This window comes from Rhodococcus sp. P1Y, from assembly GCF_003641205.1.
In the GTDB taxonomy this organism is placed as follows: Bacteria; Actinomycetota; Actinomycetes; order Mycobacteriales; family Mycobacteriaceae; genus Rhodococcoides.
This window is the reverse complement of sequence record NZ_CP032762.1, coordinates 1,164,639-1,179,726: the sequence shown is the minus strand read 5'-3', so window position 1 is coordinate 1,179,726 and position 15,088 is coordinate 1,164,639. Positions and strand designations below refer to the sequence as shown.

Sequence of the window (15,088 nt, the reverse complement as noted above, 5' to 3'; positions counted from 1 at the left end):
CACCATGAGCCCTGCACGAGCAGTGCAGCAGGGACGGACCCGGCGCACAGCCGCACCTGGTCATTCCGCAGGCTCCACTCCTGCGATCATACTCGCTGGCGCACTTGCCTTTTCGATGGTCGCCAGCGGTTGCACGGTGGCCAACTCCAACCGAGGTTCGGCCGCAAGCCCGGACACCCTGCGAATCGTGTTGCAGGAAGAGCCGCCGACCCTGGAAGCGTGCGACGTCTCGCTCACGTCGGTCGGCGTCGTCACCCGATCCAACATCACCGAGCCGCTGATGGAGCGAAACCCCACCACAGGCGATCTCGAGCCCCTGCTGGCGGATTCGTGGGAGCAGACGTCCGACACCGAGTGGACCATCAAGCTGCATCCCGGCGTCACGTTCAGCGACGGGACTCCATTCGAAGCCGCAGACGCAGCGCACTCGATCGAGCGGACGGTCAATTCCGACCTCGCATGCAATGTGGAGGGTTACGTCTTCGGCGACGCCGACCTCGAGGTCGAGGTGATCGATCCACTCACGCTCACCGTCGCCTCGCCGGAACCCGATCCCATCCTGCCGCTACGTGTGTCCTTCGTCGAGATGGTTCCGAGGACAACGCCGCTGACCGAAAGAGTCCGCCAGCCCATCGGCACCGGGCCGTACGCCATCGACTACTGGGATGCCGGCCAACGACTGTCCCTCGTCCGCAACGAGACCTATTGGGGACCGAAGCCCGACTACGCCCGCGCCGACTATCAGTGGCGCAGCGAGGGCAGTGTTCGTGCCTCGATGGTTACCAATGGCGAGGCGGAGATCGCAGTAGGTCTCGGTCCGGAAGACGGCGCCGGAGACCTCGGCGTCGCGTACCCGAACAACGAAACGACGGCGGTGCGCATCCAGCTCGAGGAACCGCCACTCGACGACATCCGCGTTCGGCAGGCCATCAACTACTCGGTCAACCGCGACGGCATCGTCAAGGCATTGTTCCGCGGCCTCGGAACACCTGCGGAACAACTGATCTCGGAGGGTGTCATCGGTTTCAACGAGAACATGGAGCCGTGGCCCTACGATCCCGAGAAGGCCCAGCAGCTGATCGACGAAGCACGGGCGGACGGAGTACCCGTCGACACCGAAATCCGAATGATCGGTCGGACCGGGCAATTCCCGAAGGTCAACGAGACGCTCGAGGTCATCCAGAACGCGCTCTCCGAACTCGGCATGAACGTATCGATAGAGATGACCGACTCCGCAGGCACTGCCGAGTACCAGGAACGACCGTTCCCGAAGGTCGGGCCCTACCTGCTGGTCATCCAGCATGGCAACCAAGCAGGCGACGCTGCCTTCACCGCCGATCAATACCTGAAGAGCGAAGGTTTCCAGAGTGCGGGCGGTACACCGGAGTTCGACGAGCGTGTCAACGAGGCAGGCACCAAGACCGGGGAAGAGCGCCAGGAAGCGTACGCACAACTGTTCGCCGACGAGCCGAACGAGGTCATGCAGATGGCATTCATCGCGCACATGAACGGCGTTCTCGCCAAGGCCGCTTCGGTCGACTACACACCGAACTCCGCAACCGTCGACGAGATGCACCTCAAAGCAATGACTCGCGCCGACACCACCGAAACCGACTGAGGCCATCATGATCACTACACATGCAGGGAGGCGATGACGACATGTTTCGTTTCCTTCGCCGTCGGATCTACACCAGTCTCGTCCCGCTTCTCGTCGTGCTCATCGGAGTCTTCTTTCTGGCCCGACTGACCGGCGACCCCACCAGCTTGTACTTGCCGGAATCGGCGACGCAGGCGCAGCGCGAAGCCTTCCGGGCCACCAACGGGTTCGACCAGCCGATCCTGACGCAGCTTTTCGACTACTTCAAGGGTGTCGTACATCTCGACTTCGGCGACTCGCTCCGCACAGGCGAAGCCGCATCGACGATGGCACTTCGCGCGTTCCCCGCCACACTGCAGCTCGCGTTCGCAACGATGTTCCTCGCCATCCTCGGCGCCGTGATCATCGGCTGCTGGGCCGCCTACCGCCCCAACTCGCTCGCTGACCGCATCTCGAGCTTGCTGTCGATGACGGCGGCATCGATCCCCGACTTCTGGTTCGCCATCATGGGCGTCTACGTCTTCGCCATCCTGTTCGGCTGGCTGCCAACCTCGGGTGTCGACAGCGGCATGCTCTCCTGGATTCTGCCGATCGCGACACTGCTCATCCGCCCGCTCGGGGTTCTGACGCAGGTCGTGCGAGGTGCCATGGTCTCGGCCCTGTCCGCCCCGTACGTCCGACTCGCCAGAAGTAAAGGCGCAGGCGATCTTCGAGTCGTCACGCACCACGCGCTGCGAAACGCAGCCGCGCCTGCTTTGACTGTCGCAGGCGACCTGATGGTCGGTCTCGTCAACGGAGCAGTCGTCGTCGAGGCGATCTTCGGATGGCCCGGCATCGGCAAACTGATGATCGACGCCATCCTGCAGCGCGACTTCGCGGTCCTCCAGGCCGCGGTGCTGCTGACCGCGGTGAGCATCTTCGTTCTCAACATCGTCATCGACGCCTGCTACGCACTGCTCGACGCCCGCGTTCGCGACAAGGCGAAGGTCTAGGAGGCCACCGATCATGTCACTCGACTTCGAAGCACCCAAAACCTCCGAGCCCGAGGATGTTCCGCCAGCCACGGCGGTATCGCGGAAGAGTTCGGCGCCTCTGTGGAAGCTGCTGCTGCGTGACCGTGTCGCCACCGTCGCAGCCGGAATTCTCGTCATCGTCTTCCTGACGGCCATCTTCGGTCCGATGATCATCGGCGACGCCGCCACCGACCAGGATCTCGATCGTTCCAATCTGCCTCCGTTCAATCTCGACACCGGCTGGATGAATGTGCTCGGCACCGACCCGCTCGGCCGAAGCATGTTGGCGCGGTTGATCGTCGCGTGCCGGACGACACTGTCGGTTGCTATCCCCGCAGTTGTTCTGTCAGCGATCATCGGGTCCATGATCGGTATGTGGGCCGGCTACCACCGAGGCTGGCGTGAGACCTCGGCAATGCGTGTCGCCGACGTCATCATGAGTTTCCCTTCCCTGCTCATGGCCGTTGTCGTGCTGTACGTCTTCTCCCCGAGCGCCGCCAACATCGTCCTGGTTCTTGCCATCACGCGCATCCCGATCTACCTGCGCACGGCTCGCGCCGAGTCGGCCGAACTGCAGAGCCGCCTGTTCGTCGACGCAGCCCGCACGTTCGGAGCGTCGAGCGGAGCAGTGATCAGACGACACGTGGCACCGATTCTGCTGCCTACGTTGCTGACAGTCGCAACCCTCGACTTCTGCTTCGTCATGCTCGCGGAATCGTCGCTCAGCTTCCTCGGCATCGGCATTCAGCCACCCGATGTGAGCTGGGGTCTGATGGTCGCTCAGGGCCGCACCTACCTGCAGACCGCATGGTGGCTCTCGTTCTTCCCTGGCCTCGCTATCGTGCTCACCACCGTGTCCGCCACCGTGCTCGCAGCCTGGGCGCGCATCGCCACCGACCCAGCCCAGCGTTGGCGTCTCAACGTCCCCCGCTCGAAGAGGTCCCGCCTCTTTCCTGTCCGAAAGGTCGTCTCATGAGTGCACCCGCGCCTGCCAGGGAGAAGAGCCCCGATACCGACCGCATCGCCATGGACGTGCGGAATCTGACAGTCGATCTACGGACACCGTCGGGAGTTATCAGGGCCGTCGATCACGTCAGCTTCAGTGCTCGTCGCGGCGAAACACTCGCTCTGCTCGGCGAATCCGGCTGCGGCAAGTCGATGACGGCACAGGCAGTCGTCGGACTGCTCGAGCCGATCGCCGACATCACCGACGGTTCCGTCGAACTCGGCGATATCGACCTCGTCACTGCCAAGAACAAGGTACGACGCCACATCGCGGCCACCGAACTGGCCATCGTCTTCCAGGACGCCCTGACGGCACTCAACCCGGTCTACACCGTCGGGACGCAGCTGGCCGAGCCGTTCCGCATCCATCGCGGACTATCAGCGAAAGAGGCGCGCCAAGAGTCCATCTCGCTGATGGCGCGCGTCGGGATTCCTCAGCCGGAGGAACGCGTCGACTCGTACCCGCACCAGTTCTCCGGCGGTATGCGCCAGCGTCTGCTGATCGCAATGGCCGTCGCGCTCAGTCCTTCGGTTCTTCTCGCGGACGAGCCGACGACCGCCCTCGACGTCACCGTGCAAGCACAGATCATGGCACTGCTCAGGGACCTCAGAACAGAACACGACATGGCCGTCGTGCTCATCACCCACGACCTGGCTCTCGTCGCGGAGGAAGCCGACCGCGTCGCCATCATGTACGCGGGCAACGTCGTCGAAACTGGCTTGGTTTCCGAGGTTTTCGGATCACCTCGTCACCCGTACACGAAGGGTCTGCTCGATTCGGTTCCGGTGCATGCCGTCCGAGGTGAGGACCTCAAATCCATCGGCGGCACCCCGCCGGACTTGCACTCCATTCCCGACGGTTGTGTCTACCAAGCCCGATGCCCACTGGCCAGGGACATCTGCGTCACGCAGCGTCCCGCACTCGAACCTGTAGGTGACGGACGGCTGTCCGCTTGCCATTTCCCGAACGAGGTGTCCTCCAATGTCTGATCAGCTGCTCACGGTCCGTGGCTTGAACAAGACCTTCAAGGTCGGCGGCGGCAATCTCCGCGCGCTCGACGCCATCGATCTGGACCTGCGCAAAGGTGAGACACTCGGCCTCGTCGGCGAATCGGGTTGTGGCAAATCCACTCTCGCACGCACGCTGATGATGTTGGAGCGACCGGATTCCGGAACTGTCGATTTCGACGGCGTCGACCCCTTCTCACTCAAGGGCAAGGAGCTGCTCGGTTTTCGACGACGGGTTCAGATGGTCTTCCAGGACCCCTACGGCTCGCTCAACTCGCGCATGAATGCAGGTGACATCATCAGCGAACCGTGGCGGAGCCACAAGAGTCTGTACAAGACTCGTCGAGACCGCTCGGCCCGCGTGCGTGAGCTGCTACATCTGGTCGGCCTTCGCCCGAGCGACGAGAACCGCTTCCCGCAGGAGTTTTCGGGCGGTCAGCGTCAACGCCTCGGTATCGCGCGTGCGCTGGCTCTCAACCCCGATGTGATCATCTGCGACGAGCCGGTGTCCGCGCTGGATCTCTCGGTCCAAGCGCAGGTCCTCAACTTGCTGAACGACCTCCAGAAACAGCTCGGCATCTCCTACGTGTTCATCTCTCACGATCTGTCGGTGGTTCGTCACGTCGCCGACCGGGTGGCTGTGATGTACCTCGGCCGGATTGTCGAGTCCGGTGCAACGGACGCGGTCTTCGATCGTCCGAGCCATCCGTACTCCGCAGCGCTGATGTCCGCCGCACCGAAGCTCGACGCTGCCTCGCGAGGGGAGCGCATCCTGCTGAAGGGCGAGGTGCCGTCACCGCTCAACCCGCCGTCGGGCTGCCGATTCCGGACACGATGCTGGAAGGCCACGGATCTGTGCGCGTCGGATGCACCTCCCGTTGCTCTCGATCGCGACGAGGCCGACCACATGGCCGAGTGCCACTACCCACTCGTCTCAGGCAATCTCGGTTTGGTCGCCGCGGGAGCATGAATGCTGCCCACATCAGCACGACGGGGTTCGTCGTCGTCGCGCTGGCAATCTTCTTCGCGTCCTGCATGCAGGCGTCGATCGGGTTCGGCATGGGCATGCTTGCCGCCCCGATCGTTGCCATCGTCGATCCAAGTTTGGTGCCCGGCACCCTGATCATGCTGGCGATCCTCGTGAGCACTCTCGTTCTGGTGCGGGAAGGGGGATCGCTTGATCTGTCCGGGGCCAGTTGGGCTCTGGCCGGGAGAATTCCGGGCACCATCGCAGGAGCGTTGCTCTTGGTGCTACTTCCGGAACGAGGCTTGGCGTTGATGCTGGCCGGGGTGGTTCTCTTCGGCATCGCACTGACGTCGTTCGGGTGGATCCCCCTGCCCCGCAAAAGGAATCTCGTCGTGGCCGGAGCGGCATCCGGGTTGCTGGGTACGGCGACATCGATCGGCGGACCACCGATGGCGCTGGTGTGGCAACGCAACACCGGCGCCAAACTGCGCAGCACGATGAGCGCGTTCTTTCTCGTCGGCTCGATCATGTCGCTCGCAGCGCTCGCGGTGGCCGGGGCTGTGGACCGGCACACCGCGTTGCTGTTCGTGCTGCTGGCCCCAGCGACGATTCTCGGCTACGTACTGTCGAGGTTCGTCAACCGCGTGATGGACAAGCGCAGGCTTCGCCTCACCGCCATCACGGTCTCCACCATCGGAGCCGTCGTTCTCATCGGCCAGCAGCTGTGGGCGCTCCGCGCCACGTGAAGCGCCTTCAGCGGCGTTGCGAGTGTGCGGTCAGCGGTACGACGATGCTGCTGAGGAACGCTGTAGTGGTCGCGACGACGATCCGACGTTCGGCCGCATACTCACTCGCAAACCACGCCATCGCCGTGTGGCTGATTCCGCCGACCGCTGCGGCCGCGAGGAGATCGAGGTCGACGTCGCGGCCCGATGCAAGATCGGTCTCGAATGCGCGGAGATATTCGAGCATCAGCGAACCGAAGTTCTTCATTGCACTGAGGTACGTCCGTTCGACGCTGGGACTGACCCCGAGCACCTCGATCCAGACCACTCTCGCGAGGTGCGGGTCCTCGACGCACTCGAACAGTGCGTCGAGACCTCGTCCGACGACCGTCCCGATATCACTGCCGTCGCCGAGGCCCGCCAGTGCGTGGGAAATCGACTCTGTCAGGTGTGCAATGCATTCGCCGTAGACGGCGAGGAGCAGATCTTCGGTCCTATCGAAATACTGGTAGAAGTGTCGATCGGCGACCTTGGCTTCGCGACACAGACCGCGAACCGTCGCTGCTCGATAGCCAACGCTGCCGAACACCCGCAGTCCTGCGTCCAGCAGCTGCCTGCGGCGCCGCTCGTCGCGATCCTCAGCGCTCTCGCCGCCGTATGCCCGTCCGGACGTCTCCGAGTCCGTGGTCATGTCCTGCGCTCATCGAGTTCTTGTGTGAGACGGATGATGTCGGCGTCTCGACCCAGTAGCGCGTCGGAGACGGGGTTGACGATTCCCCTGAGAAGCGAAATCGGAATCCATCGTCCGGGTACCTGAATACGCGGTGCTCGACGCTCGATCCCCCGCACTACCCCACGCGCAAGCTTTTCGGTCGAGATGGGCCGCCGCAGTACCGTCGGGAATGCCTTGGCGACAAGCGCTGTCGCGATGTCGTCTCCACCGAACGCGACGTCGGCGATAGGCGTCGACACCCACCCCGGATAGAGAACTCCAGCCGTGGCATCGGTGCCCGCCAATTCGGTCCGCAGCGCTCGACCCAGCTGCTCGACAGCGGCTTTCGAGGCCGCATACGGCGCATTGGCGAGACCGTTGAGATACGCATACGTCGACGAGGTCAGCAGGATGTACCCACCGGATTCGACGATATGCGGCAGTGCGGCTCGGACCGTGTTCCACACCCCGAGGAGGTTGACGCCGATGACTCTTTCGAAAGTCCCGTCCTCCGCCGAACGAATGGTCGACGCCTTTGCGCCACTGGAGATCCCGGCATTCGCCAGCACGACGTCGAGACGACCGAAGGTCGACAGTGCAGTAGCAACTGCGGCATCCAACTGCTCACGCTGCGTTACGTCCGCGTAGGCGGTGGCCACTCGGTCGTTGCCAAGTGCCGCTGCTACCCCGTCGAGGTCGGACGAGTCGACATCGACCAGCACGAGAAATGCCCCGCGGCGATGAAGCGCTGCGGCCACTGCTGCGCCGATCCCCCCGGCCGCGCCAGTGATCAGAACGACCTGCCCGGAATGGTCTTTCATGCCGATACCTCGTCCTGTGCGGCCGCCCCCGTGGGTGCCATGTGAAGCGTGTGCGCGGTCGGTTGGAACCGCTTGGCCCAACGCCGAAACGTGAAGCTGAATCCCGGAAACATCGCCACGACGTGCCCGGACCGCGACTGGTACCAGCTGTGGCAGCCGCCGTCCTTCCACACAGTGCCCTCCATGTCGCGGTGAATCCTGTCGGTGTAGTCCTGTTCCGCAGCGGAGGTGACTTCTACCGCGACGGCACCGGCCTTCCGTACCGCGTCGACGGCTCGCACGATGTACTCCATCTGCGCCTCGATGAGGAAAATCGCGGACGTGTGCCCAATTCCGGTGTTCGGTCCAGTCACGATGAACAGATTGGGGAATCCTGGAACAGTCGTGCCCAGATAGGCCCGCGGGTAGGGGTTCCAGATGTCCGACAATGCGCGGCCATCGCGGCCGATCACCGGGTAGGAGATGACGCCGTCGGTGGCGTCGTATCCGGTGGACCACACAAGGAGATCGATGTCGAGGTGTTCGCCCGAGGTGGTGACGACACCTGTCTCGGTGATCTCGGCAATTCCGTCGTTCTTGTCGTGCAGGGTGACGTTCGGCGCGCCCAGCGACGGGTACAGCGTGTCGGACAGAATCACTCGCTTGCAGCCGATGAGGTAGTCGGGAGTGAGCTGCGCCCGCAGGTCCGCGTCGGGCACCTGAGTTGCCAAGTGTTTCAACGCAGCACGCTGGGCCACTGCCTTCAGGGCACGTCGTGAATACTTGAAGCCGATGATTCGAGTCTCGAGACTCCAGTAGATCGCCGAGCGCACGAGCCTCCGGATCGGTTCCACGCGCAGTAATCTGCGCTGCAGTGGGGTGAATTCGCGGTCGTTGCGCGGCATCACCCAGTGCGGTGTGCGCTGAAAGACGTGCAGGTGCTTCACGTCGGGTGCGATCGCGGGAATGACCTGTGCGGCGCTGGCCCCACTGCCGATGATCGCGACACGCTTTCCGGCGTGGTCGAAGTCCGTGTCCCAGTCGTTGGTGTGGAACTGAGTGCCCTGGAATCGCTCACGGCCGGGAAACGGTGGTACGACGGGAGTGCTGAGGGGGCCCGATGCGTTCACCACGAATTTCGCTGCGTAGTCACCGCGCGATGTCGTGATCTTCCAATGGTCTCCGGACCACTCGATTCTTTGAACGTTCGTGTCGGAATGCGTCCGCGCGGGCAGCCCGTTCGACTCGAGTACGTGGTCGGTGTAGCGCTCGAGCTCCTCCCGCTCGGCGAACATACGCGTCCATTCGAACGGCTCGGACGCTATCGAGTACAACGGGCTCTGCACGTCCACCGCTGCACCCGGATATCGATTCTGTCGCCACGTCCCCCCGAGAAACGATCGCCTCTCGAGGATGACCAGATCGTCGATGCCTCGATCGAGCAGCGCTTTCGCTGCGCACTGACCACCGAAGCCGCTCCCGATGATCACTACTGAATGTACGTGCATCCCTCGCCCCTCCCGGCACCACGCGACAACCGATGATGCGCGTCATCACATTTAAAGTGATGACGCGTGATTCCGCAATGGTCGACCGACTGACGACTGTCGCGCGACTGGGCCTTACGGTTCGGTTCCCCACGGTTCGGGGTCCCCGCGCTCGAAACGCCAGTCAGGCGCCTTCGGTCAGATCTCTGACCTCTGCGTACCGTTCCCGGATCGCGGGGGTGGGGTCCGCCTCGTACGTACGAGCAGGCGCCGACGCCCACTTCGGCGGCTCGGGTGTGCCTGCGAGTGCCCATGCTGCTTGTCGTGCGGCCCCGTCGGCGACGTATTCACCGGGCTCGGGGACGACGACGGGCACACCGAGGATCGCCGGGGCCAGCTCGCGCAGGGCCGCCGATTTCGCGCCGCCGCCGATCAGCAGCACACGCCGCGTCTCGACGCCCGCAGCACGAAGCGCATCGATTCCGTCGGCCAGTCCGCACAGGAGTCCTTCGATCGCTGCGCGCGCCAGATGGCCTGGCGTCGAATTACCCAGTCGCAGGCCGTGAATCGCGCCGGATGCGTCGGGTCGGTTGGGGGTGCGCTCGCCTTCGAGGTACGGAATGAGCACCAATCCCTCACTCGAAGTGGACAGCGCAAGGCGAGAGAGCTGATCATGGTCGACCCCCAGCAGCGAGGCCGTCGCATCGAGAACGCGCGCCGCATTCAACGTGCACACCAAAGGAAGCTGTCGACCTGTCGCGTCGGCGAAACCTGCGATGATTCCCGACGGGTCGGCTGCGGCGACGTCGGTGACCGCCGAGACAACACCCGAAGTGCCCACCGAGACAACGACATCACCCACACCCGCCGAGAGCCCGAGCGCCGCGGCGGCGTTGTCGCCGGTGCCAGGCCCGATCAGCGCGCCCGACGAGGTCTCCCCGATTCGGTCGAACGGCCCGACCACGCGCGGCAATCCGGGCGTCCGCCCACGCATCCCCAGCTCGAGAAGGTCGTTGCGATAGCTGTTCGTGCCGGCCGAGTAGTAGCCGGTTCCGCTGGCGTCCCCGCGGTCGGTGGCCAGGGAGTCCAGTCCAGACGCGCCCCCGAGCTGCCAACTGAGCCAGTCGTGCGGAAGACACACTGCGGCAGTCCGGTCGGCGTTGTCGGGCTCGTTGTCGGCTAGCCACCGCAGCTTGGACACGGTGATGGATGCAACGGGAACTACCCCAACCGCGTCCGCCCATGCCTGAGCACCCAACTCCGCGACCAGATCCGCACCGGACGACGCCGACCGGTTGTCGTTCCACAGCAAGGCCGGGCGCACGACCTCACCTTTGTCGTCGAGGCAGATCATGCCGTGCTGCTGTGCACCGACCGCGACTGCATCGACGTCGTCCAAGCCTCCAGCCTCTTCGATTGCTGTCTCGAGAGCGGCCTTCCAGACAGTGGGACCGATTTCGGTACCGTCCGGGTGCCTGGCGCGCCCCTTACGGACTACCTCACCCGAATCAGCATCGCGCACAAAGACTTTGCACGACTGGGTGGACGAGTCGATTCCCGCGACGAGCGCCAAGAGTTCAATCCTTTCGAGACTGTTCGTATCCCCTGCTCGACCCTACCGCCCCCATGCTCACCGGGGACCGACATCGACTCCAAGCGCGGTGCTCGAGCAGATGCTCACGGGTTCGCCGCAATACGGCAAGGCTCGGCTCGGTGGCCGATCCCGGCACATCTGGACTACTTTCTTGAGCTATGCGAGATTCAGAGGACCCCGACGCGTTCCGTCTCGCCGTAGCCAAGGAAGCGCTCGACCTGTTCGCCGCCAAGGGTTACGACGCCACCTCGGTCGACGACATCGCGGAGGCGTCGGGCATCTCGCGTCGTACGTTCTTTCGCCAGTTTCGCGGCAAGGACGACGTCATCTTCGCCGACCACGAGATTCTCCTCGCACACGCCGCCGAGTTCCTCGGCCGCGAGCACCCCGATCCCTGGATTGCCGTCTGCGATGCTGCGCAACTCGTGTTCGACCGGTTCTCGGGATGGAAGGAATATGCACGCCTCCGCTATCAGGTGGTGCACCTCAATCCGGCGCTTCGGGATCGTGAGATCGTCACGGTGTTCCGGTACGAACGCCTCTTCGTCGATTACCTTCGCGCCGCGGTCCCCGACCACTCTCCGCTCGAAACGATCCAGTTCTGTGCTTCGGTGACCGCAACCCACAACTACGTTCTACGACGCATGATCCGCGACGGGGTCGGTACCGCGCCCGAGGATCTACAGGCGGCATTGACGCAGCTCAGAGCCGGATTCGGTCGAGGCAAGGAAGACGTCGTCGTCGCGGTGTTTCCCCGGGGCTCCTCACGCCAGACCATCGCCGACGCCTTGGCCGAGCACCTGGAGTAGGCCCCCGTCGGGTCATCGCTTGAATGGACCTTCCACGCCATCTGACCGTATGAATGGACCATCCAAGCGATCACGACGAACGCAAGCTGGCACCGAGTGCCATCACACCTTGTTTTCGTCGGCAAGGCTCGCTATCCTGGAGGCATCCGTGGCACTGAGTGCCGCCCAGAATCACCGTCGATCCTGTAGGAGAGTCGCACCATGGCCGGAAATCCTGATTTCGACTTGTTCCAGTTGCCGGAGGAGCACAACGAGCTCCGCGCAGCCATCCGCGCGCTCGCCGAGAAGGAGATCGCGCCGCACGCAAAGGCCGTCGACGAGGATGCTCGCTTCCCCGACGAGGCGCTGACAGCCCTCAACAACTCGGGCTTCAACGCCATTCACGTTCCCGAGGAGTACGACGGCCAGGGTGCCGATTCGGTTGCGACCTGCATTGTGATCGAAGAGGTTGCGCGCGTCTGCGGCTCGTCTTCGCTCATCCCCGCGGTCAACAAGCTCGGCACCATGGGCCTGATCCTCAACGGCTCGGACGAGCTGAAGAAGCAGGTCCTCCCGTCGCTCGCGGGTGGCGCGATGGCGTCGTATGCATTGTCCGAGCGCGAAGCGGGCTCCGATGCCGCGAGCATGCGCACCCGCGCGAAGGCGGACGGTGACGATTGGATCCTCAACGGCTCCAAGTGTTGGATCACCAACGGCGGCAGGTCCGATTGGTACACGGTCATGGCCGTCACGGATCCCGACAAGGGCGCCAACGGCATCAGCTCGTTCGTCGTGCACAAGGACGACGAGGGATTCGTCGTCGGACCCAAGGAGAAGAAGCTCGGTATCAAGGGCTCCCCGACGGCCGAGCTGTACTTCGAGAACTGCAAGATCCCCGGCGACCGCATCATCGGTGCTCCTGGCACGGGCTTCAAGACCGCGCTGCAGACGCTCGACCACACCCGTCCCACCATCGGTGCACAGGCAGTGGGCCTCGCCCAGGGCGCGCTCGATGCCGCAATCGCATACACCAAGGACCGCAAGCAGTTCGGGCAGTCGATCTCCAGCTTCCAGGCCGTGCAGTTCATGTTGGCCGACATGGCGATGAAGGTCGAGGCTGCTCGCCTCATGGTCTACACCTCTGCTGCTCGCGCCGAGCGCGGAGAGAAGAACCTCGGATTCATCTCGGCTGCATCCAAGTGCTTCGCATCGGATGTGGCAATGGAGGTCACCACCGACGCCGTCCAGCTGTTCGGTGGCGCCGGTTACACCACCGACTTCCCGGTCGAGCGCATGATGCGCGACGCCAAGATCACCCAGATCTACGAGGGCACCAACCAGATTCAGCGCGTCGTGATGTCCCGGGCGCTGCTCAAATGAGCAACATCGAACTCGTAGGCGTCATCGGCGGTGGCACGATGGGCGCAGGGATAGCCGAGATTGCTGCACGTTCCGGCTCGTCCGTCATAGTCCTCGAAACCAGCCAGGCCGCCGCCGACGCAGCCGAGGCCCGTCTGGACAAGTCCTTCGCGCGTGCCGTCAAGTCCGGTCGAATCGAAGCCGATGCGGCCGAGAAGGCCCGTGCAGCAATCACGTTGACGCTCGACATCAACGATTTCGCGGACCGCGACCTCGTCGTCGAAGCAGCTCCGGAGATCGAGTCGCTGAAGCTGGACCTGTTCGGCAAGCTCGACGCGATCGTCAAGCCCGAGGGCATTCTGGCGACCAACACCTCGTCCATTCCGGTCATCAAGATGGCCAACGCAACGAAGCGCCCCGGCCAGGTCGTCGGCGTCCACTTCTTCAACCCGGTCCCGGTGTTACCGTTGGTGGAAATCGTCGTCAGCCTCGTCACCAGAGAGGAGACCGTCGCCGCGGTCACCGACTACGCTGGAAATACATTGGGCAAGAAGACTATCCGTTCGGGTGACCGTGCAGGCTTCATTGTCAACGCTCTGCTCATCCCGTACCTGGTGTCGGCAATTCGGATGTTCGAGTCCGGTTTCGCCAGCGCCGAGGACATCGACGAGGGCATGGTCAACGGCTGCGCCCACCCGATGGGGCCGTTGAAGCTCACCGACACCGTCGGGCTCGACGTCACCCTCGCCGTCGCCGAATCGCTGTACGCCGAGTTCGGTGAACCGCACTTCGCGCCGCCGCCCTTGCTTCGGCGCAAAGTCGACGCCGGCCAACTCGGCCGCAAGACAGGTCAGGGCTTCTACACGTACTGACCAACCAAGCACCTCGAATGGGCCGTAGCCGGTTGCTGCGGCCCATTCCTGTGTTCTGGTCCGCTCGCTCGGATGTCACCCTCACGCTGTCCATCCCTACGAATGGACCCTTCGAGCGGTTTGCGACGGACTCCTCCCGGGAAAGCAGCAGGGGTACAGAATCGAGACAACGGTTCGCATCCACCCCATGCAGGGAGACGCACCGAACATGACGGACCAATTCACCTTCACCAATCCTGTGACGCAGTATCGCCAGGAGGGCTACCCCGAGCAGCATCAGGATCCGCCAGGTCTTGCTGCCGAGCTGGAGCCTGCGGCCGATCACGGCGAACAGACCTACCGCGGCACCGACAGGCTCGTCGGGCGCAAAGCTCTTGTCACCGGAGCAGATTCGGGGATCGGGCGAGCAGCCGCAATCGCTTTGGCGCGTGAGGGCGCTGACGTCGTGCTGAATTACCTTCCGTCCGAGGAAAAGGACGCCCAGGAGGTTGCGGAGCTGATACGCGATGCAGGCCGCAAGGCGGTACTCGCGCCTGCCGACATCACCGACGAGCAGGCCGCGCGCGGGATAGTCCGCACCACCGTCGACGAGCTCGGTGGAATCGACCTACTGGTCACCGTCGCGGGCAAGCAACAGTTTGTCGAGGATTTGGCCGATCTCACCTCGGAGCAGTTCGACGCTACGTTCAAGACCAACGTCTACGCACTGTTCTGGACCATCCAGGAAGCCGTTCCGCACATGCCCCCCGGCTCGACAATCGTCAACACCAGCTCCATCCAGGCATACACTCCGTCACCCGGTCTGGTGGACTACGCGACGACGAAGATGGCCATCAACACCATGAGCAAAGCCCTCGCGCAGCAATTGGCGCCGAAGGGAATTCGCGTGAATGTCGTAGCGCCAGGTCCGTTCTGGACGCCGTTGCAGGCGTCGGGCGGCCAACCGACGTCAGCGCTTCCCGACTTCGGCAAGGAAACACCGATCGGACGCGCCGGACAACCAGCGGAACTTGCAGGTGCGTACGTCTACTTGTCCTCGGCCGAATCCGGGTACGTGACGGGCGAGACGCTCAACGTCAACGGCGGGATGCCGACGCCGTAGGCACTCCCGCGCCCGTGCGTGGGTAATTACCGCGGGCAGAAATTACCCACGCACGACAA

The 15,088-nt window shown here is 63.7% G+C and carries 14 protein-coding genes; 10 read left to right on the top strand and 4 right to left on the bottom strand.

All coding sequences use genetic code 11. The annotated features are described in order from the left end of the window. Nucleotides 1–4: 4 nt before the first annotated feature. Genes D8W71_RS05580 through D8W71_RS05555 form a run of 6 tightly spaced genes read left to right on the top strand, consistent with a single transcriptional unit; the run spans nucleotide 5 to nucleotide 6,336 of the window. Nucleotides 5–1,618, top strand: coding sequence for an ABC transporter substrate-binding protein (locus D8W71_RS05580; protein WP_442972019.1), 1,614 nt, complete (start codon nucleotides 5–7; stop codon nucleotides 1,616–1,618). A 41-nt stretch (nucleotides 1,619–1,659) separates the two neighbouring features. Further along, nucleotides 1,660–2,589 (top strand): ABC transporter permease, encoded by a 930-nt coding sequence (locus tag D8W71_RS05575; protein ID WP_121118632.1) that lies wholly within the window; start codon nucleotides 1,660–1,662, stop codon nucleotides 2,587–2,589. Between the two features lie 13 nt (nucleotides 2,590–2,602). After that, the gene (locus D8W71_RS05570) at nucleotides 2,603–3,586 is read left to right on the top strand and encodes an ABC transporter permease (protein ID WP_121111709.1); all 984 of its coding nucleotides are present in this window, start codon (nucleotides 2,603–2,605) and stop codon (nucleotides 3,584–3,586) included. Then, on the top strand, nucleotides 3,583–4,605 hold the full coding sequence (locus tag D8W71_RS05565; protein ID WP_121111707.1) for an ABC transporter ATP-binding protein: 1,023 nt from the start codon (nucleotides 3,583–3,585) through the stop codon (nucleotides 4,603–4,605). Before D8W71_RS05570 ends, D8W71_RS05565 begins: the two co-directional genes overlap by 4 nt. Further along, nucleotides 4,598–5,593, top strand: coding sequence for an ABC transporter ATP-binding protein (locus D8W71_RS05560; RefSeq protein ID WP_121111705.1), 996 nt, complete (start codon nucleotides 4,598–4,600; stop codon nucleotides 5,591–5,593). The genes D8W71_RS05565 and D8W71_RS05560 overlap by 8 nt, the downstream gene beginning before the upstream one ends. Next, nucleotides 5,590–6,336, top strand: a complete 747-nt coding sequence (locus D8W71_RS05555; RefSeq protein ID WP_121111703.1) for a sulfite exporter TauE/SafE family protein — start codon at nucleotides 5,590–5,592, stop codon at nucleotides 6,334–6,336. Before D8W71_RS05560 ends, D8W71_RS05555 begins: the two co-directional genes overlap by 4 nt. 7 nt (nucleotides 6,337–6,343) lie before the next feature. On the opposite strand, the gene D8W71_RS05550 is transcribed toward D8W71_RS05555, so the two are convergent. From D8W71_RS05550 to D8W71_RS05535, 4 genes are all read right to left on the bottom strand, one after another. Continuing rightward, on the bottom strand, nucleotides 6,344–7,006 hold the full coding sequence (locus D8W71_RS05550; RefSeq protein WP_121111701.1) for a TetR/AcrR family transcriptional regulator: 663 nt from the start codon (nucleotides 7,004–7,006) through the stop codon (nucleotides 6,344–6,346). Next, nucleotides 7,003–7,848, bottom strand: coding sequence for an SDR family NAD(P)-dependent oxidoreductase (locus D8W71_RS05545; RefSeq protein ID WP_121111699.1), 846 nt, complete (start codon nucleotides 7,846–7,848; stop codon nucleotides 7,003–7,005). Before D8W71_RS05545 ends, D8W71_RS05550 begins: the two co-directional genes overlap by 4 nt. Further along, complete coding sequence (locus tag D8W71_RS05540; RefSeq protein WP_121111697.1) at nucleotides 7,845–9,335, bottom strand: flavin-containing monooxygenase; 1,491 nt, start codon at nucleotides 9,333–9,335, stop codon at nucleotides 7,845–7,847. The genes D8W71_RS05545 and D8W71_RS05540 overlap by 4 nt, the downstream gene beginning before the upstream one ends. 163 nt (nucleotides 9,336–9,498) lie before the next feature. Next, complete coding sequence (locus D8W71_RS05535) at nucleotides 9,499–10,887, bottom strand: FGGY family carbohydrate kinase (RefSeq protein ID WP_121111695.1); 1,389 nt, start codon at nucleotides 10,885–10,887, stop codon at nucleotides 9,499–9,501. Between the two features lie 179 nt (nucleotides 10,888–11,066). Here D8W71_RS05535 and D8W71_RS05530 point away from each other — a divergent pair, with 179 nt between their 5' ends. The 4 genes from D8W71_RS05530 to D8W71_RS05515 all read left to right on the top strand — a co-directional run bounded on the left by D8W71_RS05530 (nucleotide 11,067) and on the right by D8W71_RS05515 (nucleotide 15,029). After that, a complete protein-coding gene (locus D8W71_RS05530; protein ID WP_121111693.1) occupies nucleotides 11,067–11,717 on the top strand; it encodes a TetR family transcriptional regulator in 651 nt (216 codons plus the stop codon). Between the two features lie 201 nt (nucleotides 11,718–11,918). Beyond that, nucleotides 11,919–13,076 (top strand): acyl-CoA dehydrogenase, encoded by a 1,158-nt coding sequence (locus D8W71_RS05525; protein WP_121111690.1) that lies wholly within the window; start codon nucleotides 11,919–11,921, stop codon nucleotides 13,074–13,076. A gap of 5 nt (nucleotides 13,077–13,081) precedes the next feature. Continuing rightward, nucleotides 13,082–13,927, top strand: coding sequence for a 3-hydroxybutyryl-CoA dehydrogenase (locus D8W71_RS05520; RefSeq protein WP_328588824.1), 846 nt, complete (start codon nucleotides 13,082–13,084; stop codon nucleotides 13,925–13,927). A 208-nt stretch (nucleotides 13,928–14,135) separates the two neighbouring features. Further along, nucleotides 14,136–15,029 carry an SDR family oxidoreductase gene (locus tag D8W71_RS05515; protein WP_121118630.1) on the top strand — a complete coding sequence of 298 codons (894 nt, stop codon included), beginning with the start codon at nucleotides 14,136–14,138 and terminating at the stop codon, nucleotides 15,027–15,029. Nucleotides 15,030–15,088 lie beyond the last annotated feature (59 nt).

What these genes read in the sequence shown, in the direction of transcription:
- D8W71_RS05540 (WP_121111697.1), bottom strand. Translation starts at nt 9,335, where the DNA reads ATGCACGTACATTCAGTAGTGATCATCGGGAGCGGCTTCGGTGGTCAG.
- D8W71_RS05580 (WP_442972019.1), top strand. Translation starts at nt 5, where the DNA reads ATGAGCCCTGCACGAGCAGTGCAGCAGGGACGGACCCGGCGCACAGCC.
- D8W71_RS05530 (WP_121111693.1), top strand. Translation starts at nt 11,067, where the DNA reads ATGCGAGATTCAGAGGACCCCGACGCGTTCCGTCTCGCCGTAGCCAAG.
- D8W71_RS05565 (WP_121111707.1), top strand. Translation starts at nt 3,583, where the DNA reads ATGAGTGCACCCGCGCCTGCCAGGGAGAAGAGCCCCGATACCGACCGC.
- D8W71_RS05555 (WP_121111703.1), top strand. Translation starts at nt 5,590, where the DNA reads ATGAATGCTGCCCACATCAGCACGACGGGGTTCGTCGTCGTCGCGCTG.
- D8W71_RS05525 (WP_121111690.1), top strand. Translation starts at nt 11,919, where the DNA reads ATGGCCGGAAATCCTGATTTCGACTTGTTCCAGTTGCCGGAGGAGCAC.
- D8W71_RS05550 (WP_121111701.1), bottom strand. Translation starts at nt 7,006, where the DNA reads ATGACCACGGACTCGGAGACGTCCGGACGGGCATACGGCGGCGAGAGC.
- D8W71_RS05545 (WP_121111699.1), bottom strand. Translation starts at nt 7,848, where the DNA reads ATGAAAGACCATTCCGGGCAGGTCGTTCTGATCACTGGCGCGGCCGGG.
- D8W71_RS05575 (WP_121118632.1), top strand. Translation starts at nt 1,660, where the DNA reads ATGTTTCGTTTCCTTCGCCGTCGGATCTACACCAGTCTCGTCCCGCTT.
- D8W71_RS05570 (WP_121111709.1), top strand. Translation starts at nt 2,603, where the DNA reads ATGTCACTCGACTTCGAAGCACCCAAAACCTCCGAGCCCGAGGATGTT.
- D8W71_RS05560 (WP_121111705.1), top strand. Translation starts at nt 4,598, where the DNA reads ATGTCTGATCAGCTGCTCACGGTCCGTGGCTTGAACAAGACCTTCAAG.
- D8W71_RS05515 (WP_121118630.1), top strand. Translation starts at nt 14,136, where the DNA reads ATGACGGACCAATTCACCTTCACCAATCCTGTGACGCAGTATCGCCAG.